General features: G+C 68.7%; 14 protein-coding genes. 6 read left to right on the top strand and 8 right to left on the bottom strand.

Annotated elements, in window-relative coordinates:
• Window positions 1–18 precede the first annotated feature (18 nt).
• The gene (locus ACZYYX_RS10235; RefSeq protein WP_463814278.1) at window positions 19–1,182 is read right to left on the bottom strand and encodes a diguanylate cyclase domain-containing protein; all 1,164 of its coding nucleotides are present in this window, start codon (window positions 1,180–1,182) and stop codon (window positions 19–21) included.
• Between the two features lie 120 nt (window positions 1,183–1,302).
• On the bottom strand, window positions 1,303–2,169 hold the full coding sequence (locus tag ACZYYX_RS10230) for a MaoC/PaaZ C-terminal domain-containing protein (RefSeq protein WP_463814277.1): 867 nt from the start codon (window positions 2,167–2,169) through the stop codon (window positions 1,303–1,305).
• Window positions 2,170–2,262: 93 nt separating this feature from the next.
• Here ACZYYX_RS10230 and alc point away from each other — a divergent pair, with 93 nt between their 5' ends.
• Both alc and puuE read left to right on the top strand, forming a co-directional pair.
• Window positions 2,263–3,225 (top strand): allantoicase, encoded by a 963-nt coding sequence (gene alc, locus ACZYYX_RS10225; protein WP_463814276.1) that lies wholly within the window; start codon window positions 2,263–2,265, stop codon window positions 3,223–3,225.
• The gene (gene puuE, locus ACZYYX_RS10220; protein ID WP_463814274.1) at window positions 3,222–4,127 is read left to right on the top strand and encodes an allantoinase PuuE; all 906 of its coding nucleotides are present in this window, start codon (window positions 3,222–3,224) and stop codon (window positions 4,125–4,127) included. Before alc ends, puuE begins: the two co-directional genes overlap by 4 nt.
• Here puuE and ACZYYX_RS10215 read toward each other — a convergent pair.
• Genes ACZYYX_RS10215 through ACZYYX_RS10205 form a run of 3 tightly spaced genes read right to left on the bottom strand, consistent with a single transcriptional unit; the run spans window position 4,109 to window position 7,154 of the window.
• Window positions 4,109–4,825 (bottom strand): aspartate/glutamate racemase family protein, encoded by a 717-nt coding sequence (locus tag ACZYYX_RS10215; protein ID WP_463814273.1) that lies wholly within the window; start codon window positions 4,823–4,825, stop codon window positions 4,109–4,111. The two genes, puuE and ACZYYX_RS10215, sit on opposite strands and share 19 nt — an antisense overlap.
• The gene (locus ACZYYX_RS10210) at window positions 4,822–6,378 is read right to left on the bottom strand and encodes an NCS1 family nucleobase:cation symporter-1 (protein ID WP_463814272.1); all 1,557 of its coding nucleotides are present in this window, start codon (window positions 6,376–6,378) and stop codon (window positions 4,822–4,824) included. Before ACZYYX_RS10210 ends, ACZYYX_RS10215 begins: the two co-directional genes overlap by 4 nt.
• Before the next feature lie 53 nt (window positions 6,379–6,431).
• A complete protein-coding gene (locus ACZYYX_RS10205; RefSeq protein ID WP_463814271.1) occupies window positions 6,432–7,154 on the bottom strand; it encodes a GntR family transcriptional regulator in 723 nt (240 codons plus the stop codon).
• Window positions 7,155–7,241: 87 nt separating this feature from the next.
• Between ACZYYX_RS10205 and ACZYYX_RS10200 the strand changes: the two genes are divergently transcribed.
• Window positions 7,242–9,230 carry an SDR family oxidoreductase gene (locus ACZYYX_RS10200; protein ID WP_463814270.1) on the top strand — a complete coding sequence of 663 codons (1,989 nt, stop codon included), beginning with the start codon at window positions 7,242–7,244 and terminating at the stop codon, window positions 9,228–9,230.
• Entirely contained in the window at window positions 9,227–10,261 is a 1,035-nt protein-coding gene (locus tag ACZYYX_RS10195) for a nucleoside hydrolase (RefSeq protein ID WP_463814269.1), read from the top strand. Before ACZYYX_RS10200 ends, ACZYYX_RS10195 begins: the two co-directional genes overlap by 4 nt.
• On the opposite strand, the gene ACZYYX_RS10190 is transcribed toward ACZYYX_RS10195, so the two are convergent.
• The 3 genes from ACZYYX_RS10190 to ACZYYX_RS10180 all read right to left on the bottom strand — a co-directional run bounded on the left by ACZYYX_RS10190 (window position 10,248) and on the right by ACZYYX_RS10180 (window position 13,032).
• The gene (locus tag ACZYYX_RS10190) at window positions 10,248–10,670 is read right to left on the bottom strand and encodes an organic hydroperoxide resistance protein (RefSeq protein WP_463814268.1); all 423 of its coding nucleotides are present in this window, start codon (window positions 10,668–10,670) and stop codon (window positions 10,248–10,250) included. The genes ACZYYX_RS10195 and ACZYYX_RS10190 overlap by 14 nt on opposite strands.
• Before the next feature lie 79 nt (window positions 10,671–10,749).
• Window positions 10,750–12,291: a DNA polymerase Y family protein gene (locus ACZYYX_RS10185; RefSeq protein WP_463814267.1), complete on the bottom strand. Its 1,542-nt coding sequence runs from the start codon at window positions 12,289–12,291 to the stop codon at window positions 10,750–10,752.
• A 45-nt stretch (window positions 12,292–12,336) separates the two neighbouring features.
• Window positions 12,337–13,032, bottom strand: coding sequence for a hypothetical protein (locus tag ACZYYX_RS10180; protein ID WP_463814266.1), 696 nt, complete (start codon window positions 13,030–13,032; stop codon window positions 12,337–12,339).
• 155 nt (window positions 13,033–13,187) lie between these two features.
• Between ACZYYX_RS10180 and ACZYYX_RS10175 the strand changes: the two genes are divergently transcribed.
• Both ACZYYX_RS10175 and ACZYYX_RS10170 read left to right on the top strand, forming a co-directional pair.
• On the top strand, window positions 13,188–14,198 hold the full coding sequence (locus tag ACZYYX_RS10175) for an alpha/beta hydrolase (RefSeq protein WP_463814264.1): 1,011 nt from the start codon (window positions 13,188–13,190) through the stop codon (window positions 14,196–14,198).
• Window positions 14,199–15,026, top strand: a complete 828-nt coding sequence (locus ACZYYX_RS10170) for an SDR family NAD(P)-dependent oxidoreductase (RefSeq protein WP_463814263.1) — start codon at window positions 14,199–14,201, stop codon at window positions 15,024–15,026. It abuts the gene before it with no gap.
• Window position 15,027 lies beyond the last annotated feature (1 nt).

Genomic DNA, 15,027 nt, shown 5'->3' with positions numbered 1-15,027 from the left:
GAACATCCGTTCGATGCGTCAGGCGATCCTGCCGTTGCCGGGCTGCGGCTCGTCGTCACCGTCGGGGTCTTCGTCCAGAGTCGGCCGCAACACGTAGCGAACCTGGTTGCCGCCTGCCATGCGGGCTTGCTCGATCGCCTGGTTGGCTATGGCGATCAGCTTGTCGAGCACGTCGTCGGGCGGCTCGGCCGCCAACGGCGGCAGCGGCGTACACACCACCCCGATGCTGGCGGTGAGCCGCTGCGGTGTCGCGGAGATCGCACCGCGGATCCGCTCGACCAACGGCGAGGCGTCGGCGGTGGTGAACGTGTCGGCGATCAGGAAGTCGTGGTCGGAGACATGGGCGACGATCGCGTTGTGCCGCACGGTCTCGCGCAGGGCCTGCCCGACCGAGACGCGGGCACGGTTGCCGCCGCTGGCCCCGCTCAAACCCAGCAGCAGCGAGAAGCTGTCGATGTTCACCGCGACCACGACCAGGTATCTGTCGTCGCTGCGGCTGCGCGAGGCGAGCAGTGTCGCGACCGCGTGATAGAACGCATCGCGGTGCAACAGCCCGGTCAATTGCTCGATGTCGCCGTGGTGGGTCTCGGGTTGGATCAGCGCAAGCATCGCCCGGCACGCGAACGCGACGAACACGTTGAGCAACACGATGATTCCGGCCGCACATATGGCCAGCGCGGGGTCGCCGACCGCGACACCGATGATCAGCACACCGAGCGTCACCGCCCCCATCGACCAGACCACCGCCAGCAGGCGCGGCGTGTGGAAGCTGACCACGAACGCCGTCAGCACCGCGTAGTTGGCCGCCCCGGTCAGACCGACCACGGGGTTTGTCTGGATCAGGACCGATACCCCGATGGCCACCGAGGCGACCAGCACGCAGAGCAGCGACTGCGCCCGTGACGGCCAGTGCGCCCGCAGCCACAGCGTCGACAGGGCGAAGCAGAAGACCGCGATGACCACGGTGGCGATACGCCCCGCCGGCGTCTGGGGGCCTGCGGGGCTGGCGAGCAGCCCGAGTGGCAGCACGCCGAGACAGGCGATACACAGGGCGACCAGCCGGCAGGTGGCGGTCTGCATACCCCGGGCCGCGAGGATCGCAGTAAACCAGTAAAAGTGGTCAGAACCCCACAGCGCAGCACCGACTGCGCCGAGCCCCGAACCTCGCAAACGGTCAAGCATGCGCCCACCCTCGTCGAGTTGTTCTGCGGCTCCGGTCACACCCCCCACCCACAGGCGAAGATTACCAGCGCAGCAAATACTTGCCCACCCTAATGAATGCGACGGGGTGCCGAGACCGCGTCAGTCTACGAACTCCGCCTCGCCGTCCTCGAGAACGAGCCTCGCGTTGGATCCGTCCGGGCCGGCCGCCTCGGTCCGGAAGACCGCGCGCCCGGGTCCCGACCGCCAGATCGACGTCGTCAGCGTTTCGCCGGGGAACACCGGAGAGGTGAAGCGGGCCGAGATCGCCGTGACGCGGGTGGCATCCCCCGCCCCGAGCTCCGCGACGAGCGCGCGTCCGGCAACGCCGTAGGTGCATAGTCCGTGCAGGATCGGTTTCGGGAAACCTGCCAATCCAGCAAACCACGGATCGCTGTGGAGGGGGTTGCGGTCGCCGGAGAGCCGGTACAGCAGCGCCTGGTCTTCCCGGGTGGGCAGAGCGACCGTCGCGTCGGGGTCGCGAGCGGGAATCTCCCCCGCGGCGGGCCGCGTTCCTGGCTGACCGCCGAAGCCGCCCGCACCGCGGATCACCAGCGTGGTCAACGTCTCGGCGACCGCGGCGCCGGTGGCCGGATCACTGCCGGTTGCCTTGAGCATGACGATGGCGTTCTTGCCCTCACCTTTGTCCTGGATGTCGGCGACCTCGTTGACGACGCTGAGCTCGCCGGCGGCAGGCAGCGGTGCGAACAGGCGGACGCTCTGCGAGCCGTGCAGCAGCTTGGAGAAGTCGAATGATCCGATGGCCCCGGCCGCGGCGAACGGCGAGCACGCGATCACCGCGTAGGTGGGGAGCACCTGTTGGGCGATGTCGTGGCTGTTCTCGGTGGTGAACGCCAGGTCCGCGGTGCCCGCTCCGACGCCGAGCGCGTAGAGCAGCGTGTCGCGGTCCTTCCAGCGGAAGGTCTGAGGCGGGGTGGTGACGCCAACGGCGTTCGGATCGATGGGCATGAATCATTCCCTATGCCATGGCGGTACGGCTTGGCAAGCCTTCCGGCCTGCCCTCGACGCGCCACCGGACGCGTCTTCTGTGACGATGATCCGATGGCCGACGCAGAACCGGACTTCACGTGGTTGCCCGACCTCGCTCTGCGCACTCTCGGTGGCGCAGTGGTCTGGGCCAACGATGACACGTTCGCCGAGAAGGAGAACTTGATCAACCCGGGCCCTGCCTCCTATCGCCCCGCCACGTTCGGGCACAAGGGGCAGATCTACGACGGCTGGGAGACCCGACGCCGGCGCGAGCCCGGCCATGACGAGGCGATCGTTCGTCTCGGGGTGCCCGGGGTGATCCGCGGCGTCGTGGTCGACACGGCGTTTTTCACCGGCAACTACCCGCCGGAGGTCTCGGTCGAGGCCGTCGAGATCGACGGCTACCCGACCGCGGAGACGTTGGCGGCCGCCACCGACTGGACGACGATCGTGGAGCGCGCCAAGGTGTACGGCGACACCCGCAACACCTTCGAGGTGTCCTCGTCGAAGCGGTGGACGCACGCCCGGTTGAGCATCTATCCCGACGGCGGGGTGGCGCGCTTCCGCGTGCACGGGGAGGGCCGCCCGGACCCCCGGTACGCCGACGTGCCCGGCCTCGACCTCGCGGCGCTGGAGAACGGCGGGCTGGTGCTCAACTGTTCGAATCGGTTCTACAGTTCGCCGCAGAACCTGATCTTTCCCGGGGTCGCCTCGGTGATGGGCGACGGGTGGGAGACAGCGCGGCGGCGCGACGACGGCAACGACTGGGTGCACCTGCGGTTGGCCGGCCCCGGCGTGATCGGCATGGCCGAGGTGGACACCAGCTACTTCGTCGGCAACAGCCCCGGCGCGGCCCGCCTGACGGGGCTCACCGCCGACGGCACCTGGGTCGAATTGCTGCCCCGCACAGAGCTTCTTCCCGATACGCGGCACCGCTTCGCCGTCGAGTCGGACGCCGTGGTGACCGAGGCTCGCCTCGACATCTACCCCGACGGCGGGATGGCGCGTCTACGCCTGTTCGGCCGCCTGGCATGACCTACCCGCGGGACATGGTCGGCTACGGCCGCACCCCGCCCGACCCGCAGTGGCCCGGCGGCGCGGCGATCGCCGTCCAGTTCGTCCTCAATTACGAAGAGGGCTCAGAGAACTCGGTGCTCGACGGCGATGCGGCCTCGGAGACCTTCCTGTCGGAGATGACGCCCGCCGAGGCGTTCCCCGACCGGCACATGAGCATGGAGTCGCTCTACGAGTACGGTTCCCGCGCGGGGCTGTGGCGGCTGCTCGACGTGTTCTCGCGCCGCGGAGTCCCGTTGACGGTCTTCGCGGTCGCACGCGCCATGCAGCGCAACCCGGACGCCGTCGCGGCGTTCACCGAGCTGGGCCACGAGATCGCCTGCCACGGCCTGAGATGGCTGTCCTATCAACGGATTCCCACCGACGTCGAGCGCAGGCACATGGCCGAGGCCGTGCAGCTCCTGCGTGAGCTGACCGGGGCAGCGCCGCTGGGGTGGTACACCGGGCGCGACTCGCCCCACACCCGCGAACTCGTCGTCGAGCACGGCGGGTTCGTCTACGACTCCGACTCCTACGCCGACGACCTGCCCTACTGGGTGCGGGTGCACGGCGCAGACCACCTGGTGGTGCCCTACACCCTGGACACCAATGACATGCGATTTGCCTCTCCCGCAGGGTTTTCCAACGGTGAGGAGTTCTTCGCGCACCTGCGGGACGCGTTCGACGTGCTTTATACCGAGGGGCTCGCCGGCCGGCCCAAGATGCTCTCGGTGGGGCTGCATTGCCGGCTCGCAGGCAGGCCGGCGCGCAGCCGATCCGTGGAGCGGTTCCTCGATCACGTGCTGTCCCACGACAAGGTGTGGTTGGCTCGGCGCATCGAGATCGCCGAACACTGGCGGCGGGTTCACCCGCCCGTGCGGTAGACCTTGTCCGGCGGCGGCGCGAACTCGCCGCGCGTCGAGGTGCGCAGCCCCATCGCGATCAGCGATTGCACGGTCAACGTCGCCGCGGTGACACCGTCGACCACCGGCACGCCGAGTTCGGCGGAGATCGGCGCGCACATGTCGGCCATGCCTGCGCAGCCGAGCACGACGACATCGGAGTCGTCGTCCTCCACCGCCCGCCGACACGCCTCGGTGACGATCTTCACCGCGTCGGGATTGCTGTCGAGGTCGAGCACCGGCAGCGCGCAGGCATGGATGCCTCGACAGAATCGTTGCATGCCATAGTGTTCGGCGAGATCGGTGGCCCGACCCATGGTGCGCGCCAGCGTGGTCACGACGCTGAAGCCCCGGCCCAGGTGGCTCGCGGTGTGCATGGCGGCCTCGGCGATGCCGATCACGGGCCCGTCGGCGACCTCCCTGGCCGCCTCGAGTCCGGGATCACCGAAGCAGGCGATCACGTAACCGTCGACGCCCTCGTCTTCGCCCCGCTTGATCGCGGCCAACAGCCCCGGCACGCTCATCGCCTCGTCGTAATGCGACTCGATGGACGGCGGTCCCGAGAGCGGGGTGATGCCGACGACCGTGGTCCCGGGGGCGACGACCGCGCGGGCATTGCGCGCGATCGCATCGGTCATCGCCTCGGTCGTGTTCGGGTTGATCACCCAGATCAGCGTCACGCGATCGGTTCGACGGCGAACTTGGCGGTCCGGGTGGCCAACAGGTAGTAGAGCCCGAAGCCGATTCCACACCCGATGAACCAGCTGTACTGCGCGGCGGTGTACATGCCGGCCACCGAGCCGCCCAGCAGGACGGGAACCACGGCCACCACGGCGGCCACGACGGTCGCGATGACCGCAGCAGGATTGTATCCCTTGGTGTACCAGTACTTTCCGCTCTCGTCGAGGGTGAACATATCGTCGATCACCACAACTTGCTTGTGCACCAGGTAGTAGTGGGCGATGAGCACACCGAACAGCGGGCCGATGAACGCACCGAGCGTCTCGAGCGTGTAGTGGATGACCTCGGGATTGTTGTACAGATTCCACGGGGTGATCAGGACCGATCCCACCGCGGCGATCATGCCGCCGGCACGCCAGCTGATCCGCTGCGGGCTGACGTTGGAGAAGTCGAAGGCCGGGGAGATGAAGTTGGCGACGATGTTGATGCCGATCGTCGCGATGGTGAATGTCAACGCGCCCAAAACGATCGCGAACGTCGAGTCGATCCGGGCGACGGTGGCGACGGGGTCGGTGATCAGTTCCCCGAACACTGGCACGGTCAGCGACGCGGTCACGACGACCAGCAGCGAGAACAGCAGGAAGTTCACCGGCAGCCCGAGGAAGTTACCGCGCTTGACCGCGTCGAAAGACTTGCCGTAGCGGGAGAAGTCACCGAAGTTGAGCATCGGCCCCGAGAAGTAGGAGACGACAAGGGCGATCGCGCCGAGCATGACCGGCACCGAATCCAGGCCCGTGTACTTGACGTCACCGAGGTTGAGGTCGATCGCTCCCCAGCCCGCCTTGTAGATCAGGTAACCGCACAGGATGAACATCACGACATACACGGCCGGACCGCAGAAGTCGATGAACCGGCGGATGGCCTCCATGCCCCGCCAGAACACGCACGCCTGCAGAATCCAGAGGACGATGAAGCTGCCCCACCCCAGCAGCGGCAACCCGAGGAAGCCGTGCGTGTCGACGTCGGCGTATGGGGCGAGACCGGGAAAGAGCTTGAGCAGAACGACATCCAACGCAGCAGAGGCCAGATAGGTCTGGATGCCGTACCAGGCCACCGCGATGAGACCGCGGATGATCGCCGGGATGTTGGCGCCGAGCACGCCGAACACACTGCGGCAGATCACCGGGTACGGGACACCGGTGGCCTGGCTCGGCTTGGCCACGAGGTTGCAGAACACGTAGACGATCACGATGCCGATCAGCAGCGCGACGAGCACCTGCCAGCTGGCCAGCCCGAGCGCGAACAGGCTGCCGGCGGTGACGTATCCGCCGACGCTGTGCACGTCGGACATCCAGAACGCGAAGATGTTGTACGACGTCCACGTCTGCTTACCCAGCGGCGCCAGGTCCTCGTTTGTCAGCCGCGGGTCGTAGCCGGGCTTGATGACGCCACCCCCGACGGGGTGACCGGATGCTTCGACGATGTCACCTGCGCCGACGACCGCGCTGGGCGGAAGACGCTTGGCGGTCTGCGGAGTGTCGATCTCGGTCATGCGCGGACGGTAACCAGGGCGTATTGCGCCAGTGTTTCAGCGAAAACACTCCGTTATTGCGGGGAAGATATATCCACCGCGAGCAGGCCGGTGTCCACCGGGAGCGTCGCGATGAGCGCATTCAGTCGCTGAGAGTGCGTCTCGGATGCGGTGAGTAGTTCTTCCACGTCGCCTGCCAGGAAGGCGCTCACCATCTGGCAGTGGTCGGCGTGGAGGTCGGCACGGTCCGCGGCGCGCACGTGCACCATCGACTGCACGGGTTCGGTGACGTTCCAGGCGGATTCGAGCATGTGGAGCAGGCGGTACATGCGCGACGGCCGGGCGAGCGCGAGATGGAATTCGCGGCTCTGCCGGTGGTAGGCCGCCGGATCGTCGGCGCGCAGTGCGTCGTGCAGCACGTCGTTGGCGGCCGTGATGGCGGCGCGGTCGGCGTCGGTGGCGTTGGCGATGGCGGCCGCCAGCGACGCCGACTCCAAAGTCTCTCGCACGATGTACATTTCGCGCAGCTCCTGGCGGGTGAGCTGCGCGACCGCGTATCCGGCGTTGCTGCGGTGCGACACCAGTCCCTCGCCGATCAACGTCTTGAGCGCTTCGCGCACCGGGATCTGACTGACACCGAACAGGTCTGCGACCTCGGCCAGCGGAATGGGACTGCCGGGCGGCACCGCGCAGTAGAGGATGACCCGGCGCAGCTCGTCGAGGATCGCGTGCTGGGGGCGGCCGGGCTGGTCGACGACGAGCTTGTCGAGCAGGGCCGACCGTCGACGCGACGACATGCCAGAACAGTAGGCGGCCAATGTTTCGTCTGTGCTACCGCGCACGGGGTGTTGACGTTTCCCCACCCGCAGGCGAGCATGTCCCGCATGCGCTATGTCGTTACCGGCGGTACCGGGTTCTTGGGGCGTCATCTCGTGGACCGGCTGCTGGTCCGCCCGGGCACCGAGGCAGTGCACGTGCTGGTGCGCCGACAGTCGCTGAACAGCTTCTCCGCATTGGCCGCAGGCTGGGACGAGCGCGTGTCACCGCTGGTGGGCGACCTGACAGCACCCGCGCTGGGCCTCGACGACCAACAGCTCACCACACTCGGGCAGGTCGACCACGTCATGCACTGCGCCGCGCTGTACGACCTCACCGCCCCCGAGGACCAGCAGCGGGCCGCCAACGTGGAGGGCACCCGGTCGGTCATCGGGCTGGCGCGCCGCCTCGACGCGACGCTGCACCATGTCTCCTCGATCGCTGTCGCCGGGACGTTCCGCGGCGAGTTCACCGAGGCCGACCTCGATGTCGGGCAGCACCTGCCGACGCCCTATCACCAGACCAAGTTCGAGGCCGAACTGCTGGTCCGGTCCGCTTCGGGGCTGCGTTACCGCATCTATCGTCCCGCGGTCGTGGTGGGCGATTCGCGCACCGGTGAGATGGACAAGGTCGACGGGCCCTACTACTTCTTCCCGATCCTGGCCGCCCTGGCCGCGCTACCCCGCTTCACCCCGATGATGCTGCCCGCCGCGGGTCGGACCAACCTCGTGCCCGTCGACTACGTGGTGGACGCGATCACGGCGCTCAGCCATGTCGACGGCCGTGACGGGCAGACGTTCCACCTCACCGCTCCGACGACGACCGGGCTGCGCGGCATCTACCGGGGGGTCGCGCCCGCGGCCGGCCTGCCCACACTGGTGGGGTCGCTGCCGCGAAGCGTGGCAGGCCCGTTCCTGCACGCCCGCGGTCGCGCAAAGGTGTTACGAGACATGGCCGCGACCCAGTTCGGTCTGCCCGCGGAGGTCCTGGACGTGGTCGAGTTGGAACCGACGTTCACGCGCACTCACACCGAGGACGCGTTGCGCGGCACCGGAATCACCGTGCCCGAGTTCGCCGACTACGCGCCTCAGCTCTGGCGCTACTGGGCAGAGCATCTGGATCCGAACCGAGTGCGGCGCGACGACCCGTTGGTCGGACGCCATGTCGTCATCACCGGCGCCTCGAGCGGAATCGGACGAGCCTCGGCGATCGCGGTGGCCGCCCGGGGAGCCACCGTGTTCGCGTTGGCGCGCAACGCCGACGCGCTCGACGAGGTGATCGCCGAGATCCGCGCCGCCGGCGGAGCGGCCCACGCGTTCCGCTGCGACGTCACCGACTCAGCAGACGTCGAGCAGACCGTCGCCGCCATTCTCGAGAAGTTCGGGCATGTCGACTATCTGGTGAACAATGCCGGGCGGTCGATCCGGCGGTCGGTGATCGCGTCGACGGACCGGTTGCACGACTACGAGCGGGTGATGGCGGTCAACTACTTCGGGCCGGTGCGGATGGTGCTCGCCCTGCTCCCCCATTGGCGTGAGCGGCAGTTCGGTCACGTCGTGAACGTCTCCAGCGCCGGGGTCCAGGCGAGCAGCCCGAAGTACAGCGCCTACATCCCCAGCAAGGCCGCGCTCGATGCCTTCTCCGAAGTCGTTGGCACCGAGACTCTTTCGGACCACATCACGTTCACCAACATCCACATGCCGCTGGTGTCCACACCGATGATCGCACCGTCGCGTAGGCTCAACCCGATGCCTCCGATCACCGCCGAACACGCGGCCGCCATGGTCATCCGCGGGTTGGTCGACAAGCCGCCGCGCATCGACACCCCCGTCGGCACACTGTCGGACATCGGCCACTACTTCACCCCTCGGTTGTCGCGGCGAGTCCTGCACCAGCTGTATCTGGGATATCCCGATTCGCCGGCGGCCCGCGGTGTCACCGAGCAGCGACCGACCCCGGTCCGCGCGTCCCGGCGCCCGCGGCGCACCGTACCGGCGGTGCGGGTGCCGCGGCCGGTCAAGCAGGCGGTGCGGCTGGTGCCCGGCGTGCACTGGTGAACGAGCCGCGACTGCCGGTGTTCTGCGACGTCGACACCGGGGTCGACGACGCGATGGCGTTGGTGTACCTGTTCGGCAGTCCGCAGGCCGAGGTGGTGGGCATCGCGTCGACCGCGGGCAACGTCGGTGTGCAGCAGGTGTGCGAGAACAATCTCGGCCTGCTCGAACTGTGCGGTGTGACTGGGGCCCCGGTGTCCAGGGGCGCGGAGACGCCGTTGGTGATTCCGCTGCGTACCGCCGAAGACACGCACGGGCCGCAGGGGCTGGGGTATGCCTCGCTTCCGAAGGCCACGGCAAGCGTCACCGACCACGACGCCGCACAGGCCTGGGTGCGCGCCGCGCACGCACATCCGGGCGAGCTGATCGGATTGGCCACCGGCCCGTTGACCAATCTCGCGTTGGCGATACGCGCCGAACCCGAGCTGCCGCGACTGCTGCGCCGGCTGGTGATCATGGGGGGCTCGTTCGACTACCGCGGGAACACCACTCCCGTGGCGGAATGGAACACGAGCGTGGACCCGGAGTCAGCGGCTGAGGTGTTCGCAGCCTGTCGCGGTGCGGAACACCTACCGATCGTGTTGGGACTCAACGTCACCGAGAACATCGCGATGACCCCGGAATTGTTGAGCCGGCTCGCCGAGGCCGCCGGCGCACCGTCACCGCCGATGTCGGCGCACGATCCGCGCGGCACGACCTCGACGGCCGACAACCCCGTGATCCGGGTACTCGAAGACGCCATGCGGTTCTACTTCGAGTTCCATCACGATCAGGGCGAGGGCTACCTGGCCCACCTCCACGACCCACTGGCCGCGGCAGTGGCACTCGATCCCGACCTGGTCACCTACCGCCCCGCCCCCGTCGACGTCGAACTCACCGGGACGCTGACGCGCGGAATGACGATCGCCGACTGGAGCGGCCATTGGGGTCGAGGACCCAACGCTCTCATCGGCGTCGAGGTCGACCCGGCGGCGTTCTTCGATCACTTCATCGACCGGGTGGGCGCGTTCGCCCGCGCGCTCAGTCGTCGGTGACGGTGAGCTTCACGTCGATGTTGCCGCGAGTGGCGTTGGAGTACGGGCACACCTGATGGGCCTTCTCGGTCACCTGGCGGGCGGTCTCGGCGTCGACGTTGGGCAGGGTGACCTCGAGTTCCACGGCCAGGCCGAATCCGCCGTTGTCGAGTTGACCGATCGACACCCGCGCGCCCACAGCCGAATCCGAGACGTCGACCTTGTCCTGTCGGCCGACGAGGCGCAGCGCCGAGTGGAAGCACGCTGCGTAGCCGACGGCGAAGAGCTGCTCGGGGTTGGTGCCGTTGCCGCTACCGCCCATCTCCTTCGGGATGGCCAGATCGAAGTCGAGCCGGCCGTCGGAGGACCGGCCGTGGCCGTCGCGGCCCTCCCCGGTGGCGAGAGCCTCTGCGGTGTAGAGCGTCTTCATGCGTCGTCCTTTCGATCGTGAACCGGCGTTCCGACTTGAACCATAGGACGCAATTGAGTTGTGCGCAATCGATGTGGCGTTATTCATATCTCCCTTCGAGGTACCACCGTCGCTGCCGATAGCAGAGAAGCAGCGCCTCCTGCCGGTCCCCGCCATCGAGCAGGACCTGGGCGCGCGCGGTGCGCCCAGGTCCTGCTCCCGCGGTGTCCCACCACCGTTCGTCGACGGGCCACGGTCCGGTCCACCAGGACAGCCGACCGGACCGGCCGGGCGCGGTGAGCCGGGCCGGATCGGTGGAGAACAATCCCCGCGCGGTGACCCGCACCGGGTTGCCCTGCTCGTCGAGCACGTCCACCGGATCGTCGAGCAGCACCGACGGTGACGGCTCGGGAAGCTGCCCCGGCCACGGCTGTCGGGGATCGGCGCGGGGGACGAGTTCGTCGCCGAGTGGGGTCAGGGTGATCCGTTCGGCGGGGCCTCGTCCGCCACTGAGGATCGGAACCTTCACCGCGTCGGGACCGAGCAACCCCTGGACCCGCACCAGCGCCCGCCGCGCACGGAGCCGGTCCTCCTCTCCGATTCCACCCCACAGCGGAAGCTGCAGCGCCTCGGCCGAGACCACCTCCACCGGCCGCAGTCGCAGCATCGTGATCGGCGCACCCGGGCGCTCATCTGCCCGCCGGCGGTTCAGCCATCCGTCGAGCTGCCACCGCACCCGGTCGGCGGTGGCCTCCTCGGTGAGAGGCTCGGCGCACCGCCAGACGCGTTCGAGTTCGCTACCGGTGGCGGTCACCGCATGGATGGCCAGCCGGGTGCAGCCCACCCCCGCAGCCTCGAGGCTGCGGTGCAGCCGCCCCGCGAGCGCCCGCCCGGCGAAGGCGGCCGCGTCCACCCGCTCGATGGGCGGATCGCAGGCCATCTCGACGTCGAGTTCCTGATCGGGGTCGCGCCCCGAAGGGCCCCGGCCGGGCTCGCCGCGCGCCAGCTGATGGGCGACCACCGCATCAGCCCCGAACCTCGAGGCCACATCACTGCGGGACACCTCGGCAAACTGTCCGACAGTCCGAATACCCATGCGCCACAACAGGTCCACCAGCTCGGCGCGCGTCCCGGAGGCCAGGCTGGGTTCGGAGGCCAGCGCCTTGACGGACAACCCCGACAGGAACTCCGCATCCGTTCCCGGATCGACGATCCGGCCCGCTCTGGCGGCGAAGACGGCGGTGGGCAACTGGTCGGCGATGCCGACCTGGCACTCGGCGCCTACCGCGGCCACCGTGTCGACCAGCTGTTCGGCCGTCACCTGCTCCGAGCCGAAGTACCGGGCGGCCCCGCGCACCGACAGCGCCAGCAGACCAGGCCGCAACACCTCCGCCCGGGGCACGAGATCATCGACCGCCGCGGTCACCCGTTCGAAATGCCGAGCGTCACGCGCCGGGTCGGCGGTGACGACATGCAGGTCCGGGCACCGCGCCTGGGATTCCCGTCGCCGTATCCCGCGCCGCACCCCCGCGGCGCGGGCGGCGGCCGAGCACGCCACCACCCGGTTGGCGAGCGTGACCGCGACCGGCACGGTGGGCGGGAGACCAGCCGCCGCCGCGGCGGCGACCGCTGGCCAGTCCATGCACCAGAGCGCCAGCACCCTGCCCGATGATCTGGAGGCGGCCACCTAACCGTTCACCACATGGGTGAGCGCCCCAGGTCCGGCCAGCCGACCCCGGGCTCGCATCGCCAGGCGGACCCGACTGATCCGCCCGCAGCCCGGGACAGGCGCCTCACCCCCCGGACCGGCGAAGTCGAAACCGCTGACCGCGGCCTCCAACCGAGCGGAAGCACCCTCCCAGGTGCCATCGGTGACGAGCAGCGTGCACCCCCGCTGGCGCGCACGAGCCACCACCGCCCTGGCCCGGGACGGCGGCACCGACCGACCGCCCAGGCCGAGAACCACCAGATCCATCCCGTCCATCAGGACCGCGGCCACCTCGACCGGGTCCGCCCCCGGCTCCGGGATCACGGCGATCCGGCTCAGATCCGCCCCCATCTCCACCGCCGCGAGCAGACCCACGTCCGGCTGGCCGATGATCGCGACATGGCCCCCCTCGGCAGTCACGGCGGCGATGATCTTCAACTCCAGCGACCGCGCCCCTGACACCACCGCCACGGTTCCTCGTGGCAGCGAGCCCAGATCGGACAGCTCCAGCAAATAATCCGTGGGCTGCGAGGCCTCCGTCGGGGCCGCCGTCACGGGTTCGGGCCGGCGACTGGGCCCCACTTTTCCCGACACCGACGCCATCTGCTTGCGGAGCTGTTCCAGCTGCTCAGCACGGGTGACAGGGGACCGATTCACCGCCTTCACCCCTGTCACAACTGCACCGTGCATATCATCCGCCTCACCCTGTGTTCGAATGTTTGTTCGACTCCGCCAGTAAACACCCGCCCACCGACATCGTCAACCAATCAACCCTGCCATCGAGCAATAGTGTCATTGACAAATGTCAGCATTGGTTGTTGTATCCATCCGTGCCCCCCGGAGACGTCACCGCCGAACTCACCCACAGCGGAACCCACCGCGGATCCCCCCGCTCCCGTGGCGCCGCCGCACTCGCCGGCCTGACCCTTCGCCAGCTGGGCCTCGTCCTTCCGCCCGATCAGCCGTGGGGACTGTGGACCTCCCGCCAGATCATCGCCGGGCTGATGGACACCCTCGGACCCTCACTGACCGGGACCCGGACAGAACCCGTCGACGTCCGCACCCCCGACGGCGGGCGCGTGGTCGGCGAATGGGTGTGGGGCCGAGGCGTTCCCCGTGACACCACCCGGGCGATCTACTACGTCCACGGCAGCGGTTTCGCGCTCTGCTCGACCCGCACCCACCGGCGGTTGGTGTCCTGGTTGTCCCGCCGCACCGGCATCGGCGTCTTCAGCATCGACTACCGGTTGGCGCCGCGGCATCGATTCCCCACCGCCGCAGACGACGTCCGCCGAGGCTGGGAATGGCTGATCGATTCCTGCGGCATCGACCCCGAACGCACTGTGATCGCCGGCGATTCGGCCGGCGGCCATCTCAGCGTCGACCTGCTGTTGCAGCCCGACGTCCGTCATCCCGCGGGCATGGTGTTGATGTCCCCGCTGCTGGATCTCACGTTCGCACTCGCCCGCTCGCGGGAAAACACCCGCCCCGACCCCGCCATGCGCTCGAGGCACGCCGCACGACTGGTCGAGTTATATTGCCGTGGAATCGAATCCACGCACCCCCGGCTGGCACTCGACATCGCCGGAGGACGCACGCTGCCCCCGACGTTGATTCAGGTCGGCGGAGCCGAAATGCTCACCGCCGACGCGATCGCCCTCGCCGATGGCCTGCGGGCCGCCGGCGGTGAGGCACACCTCCAGATCTGGCCTGACCAGGTCCACGTATTCCAAGCTCTTCCGCGGCTCACCCCCGAAGCGGTGCCCGCGATGCGTGATGTGGCCGGCTTCGTCGCCGACGTCCTCACCACCGAGTCGGCCACCGTCGAGCAGGCCGGCTAGATGGGCATATTCGGCACCAAACGCACCCACCGCGCCGATGCGGTCATCACCGGCGCGGGCAGCGGTATCGGCGCCGCATTCGCCGTCGAGCTGGCCCGCCGCGGCGGCCGGGTCCTGTGCAGCGACATCGACCTCGACGCCGCCACGGCCACCGCGGACACATTGCGCAGCAACGGAACCGAGGCCTCGGCAGTTCGATGCGACGTCACCGACGTCGACGACGTGTACCGGCTCGCCGAGGCAGCGCACACGTTCTTCGGTGACGCCCCCACGATCGTCATCAACAACGCCGGTGTGGGTTCCGGTGGTGCTCCGATCGGGGAGATCGATCTCGCCGACTGGAGGTGGGTGCTCGGTGTCAACCTATGGGGTCCGATCCACGGCTGCCACGTGTTCGCCCCGATCCTGCGCGACGCCAGCCGTCCCGCCGGCATCGTGAACGTCGCCTCCGCAGCCGCTTTCGGTGCGGCGCCCGGGATGGCGGCCTACAACGTCAGCAAGGCGGGCACGCTGTCACTGTCGGAGACGCTGTCTGCCGAACTCGCCGGCACCGGTGTCACCGTGACGGCGCTGTGTCCCACCTTCGTCAAGACCAATATCGTCAGCTCTGGCCGGATCTCCGACCGCTCCACCCATCTCGCCGACAACCTGATGCGCTGGATCGGCTTCTCCCCCGACCGCGTCGCGCGCATGTGTCTGGACACCCTCGACCGCGGTGGCCTGTACTGCATGCCGCAGCCTGAAGCCCGGATCGGCTGGGGCATCAAGCGCTTCACCCCGACGGTGTACACCCGCGCCGCCGGCCTGATCACCCGCGTCACCACCTGAG

The organism is Mycobacterium sp. IDUB_1 (assembly GCF_055419625.1).
Note: the sequence above shows the minus strand (reverse complement) of the source record. Positions and strands in the feature narration are given on the sequence as shown.

Excerpts from the sequence above, each read along its gene's own strand:
- ACZYYX_RS10210 (WP_463814272.1), bottom strand. The coding sequence starts at position 6,378 with ATGACCGAGATCGACACTCCGCAGACCGCCAAGCGTCTTCCGCCCAGC.
- ACZYYX_RS10170 (WP_463814263.1), top strand. The coding sequence starts at position 14,199 with ATGGGCATATTCGGCACCAAACGCACCCACCGCGCCGATGCGGTCATC.
- ACZYYX_RS10205 (WP_463814271.1), bottom strand. The coding sequence starts at position 7,154 with ATGTCGTCGCGTCGACGGTCGGCCCTGCTCGACAAGCTCGTCGTCGAC.
- ACZYYX_RS10200 (WP_463814270.1), top strand. The coding sequence starts at position 7,242 with ATGCGCTATGTCGTTACCGGCGGTACCGGGTTCTTGGGGCGTCATCTC.
- ACZYYX_RS10235 (WP_463814278.1), bottom strand. The coding sequence starts at position 1,182 with ATGCTTGACCGTTTGCGAGGTTCGGGGCTCGGCGCAGTCGGTGCTGCG.
- puuE (WP_463814274.1), top strand. The coding sequence starts at position 3,222 with ATGACCTACCCGCGGGACATGGTCGGCTACGGCCGCACCCCGCCCGAC.
- alc (WP_463814276.1), top strand. The coding sequence starts at position 2,263 with ATGGCCGACGCAGAACCGGACTTCACGTGGTTGCCCGACCTCGCTCTG.
- ACZYYX_RS10190 (WP_463814268.1), bottom strand. The coding sequence starts at position 10,670 with ATGAAGACGCTCTACACCGCAGAGGCTCTCGCCACCGGGGAGGGCCGC.
- ACZYYX_RS10185 (WP_463814267.1), bottom strand. The coding sequence starts at position 12,291 with ATGGACTGGCCAGCGGTCGCCGCCGCGGCGGCGGCTGGTCTCCCGCCC.
- ACZYYX_RS10230 (WP_463814277.1), bottom strand. The coding sequence starts at position 2,169 with ATGCCCATCGATCCGAACGCCGTTGGCGTCACCACCCCGCCTCAGACC.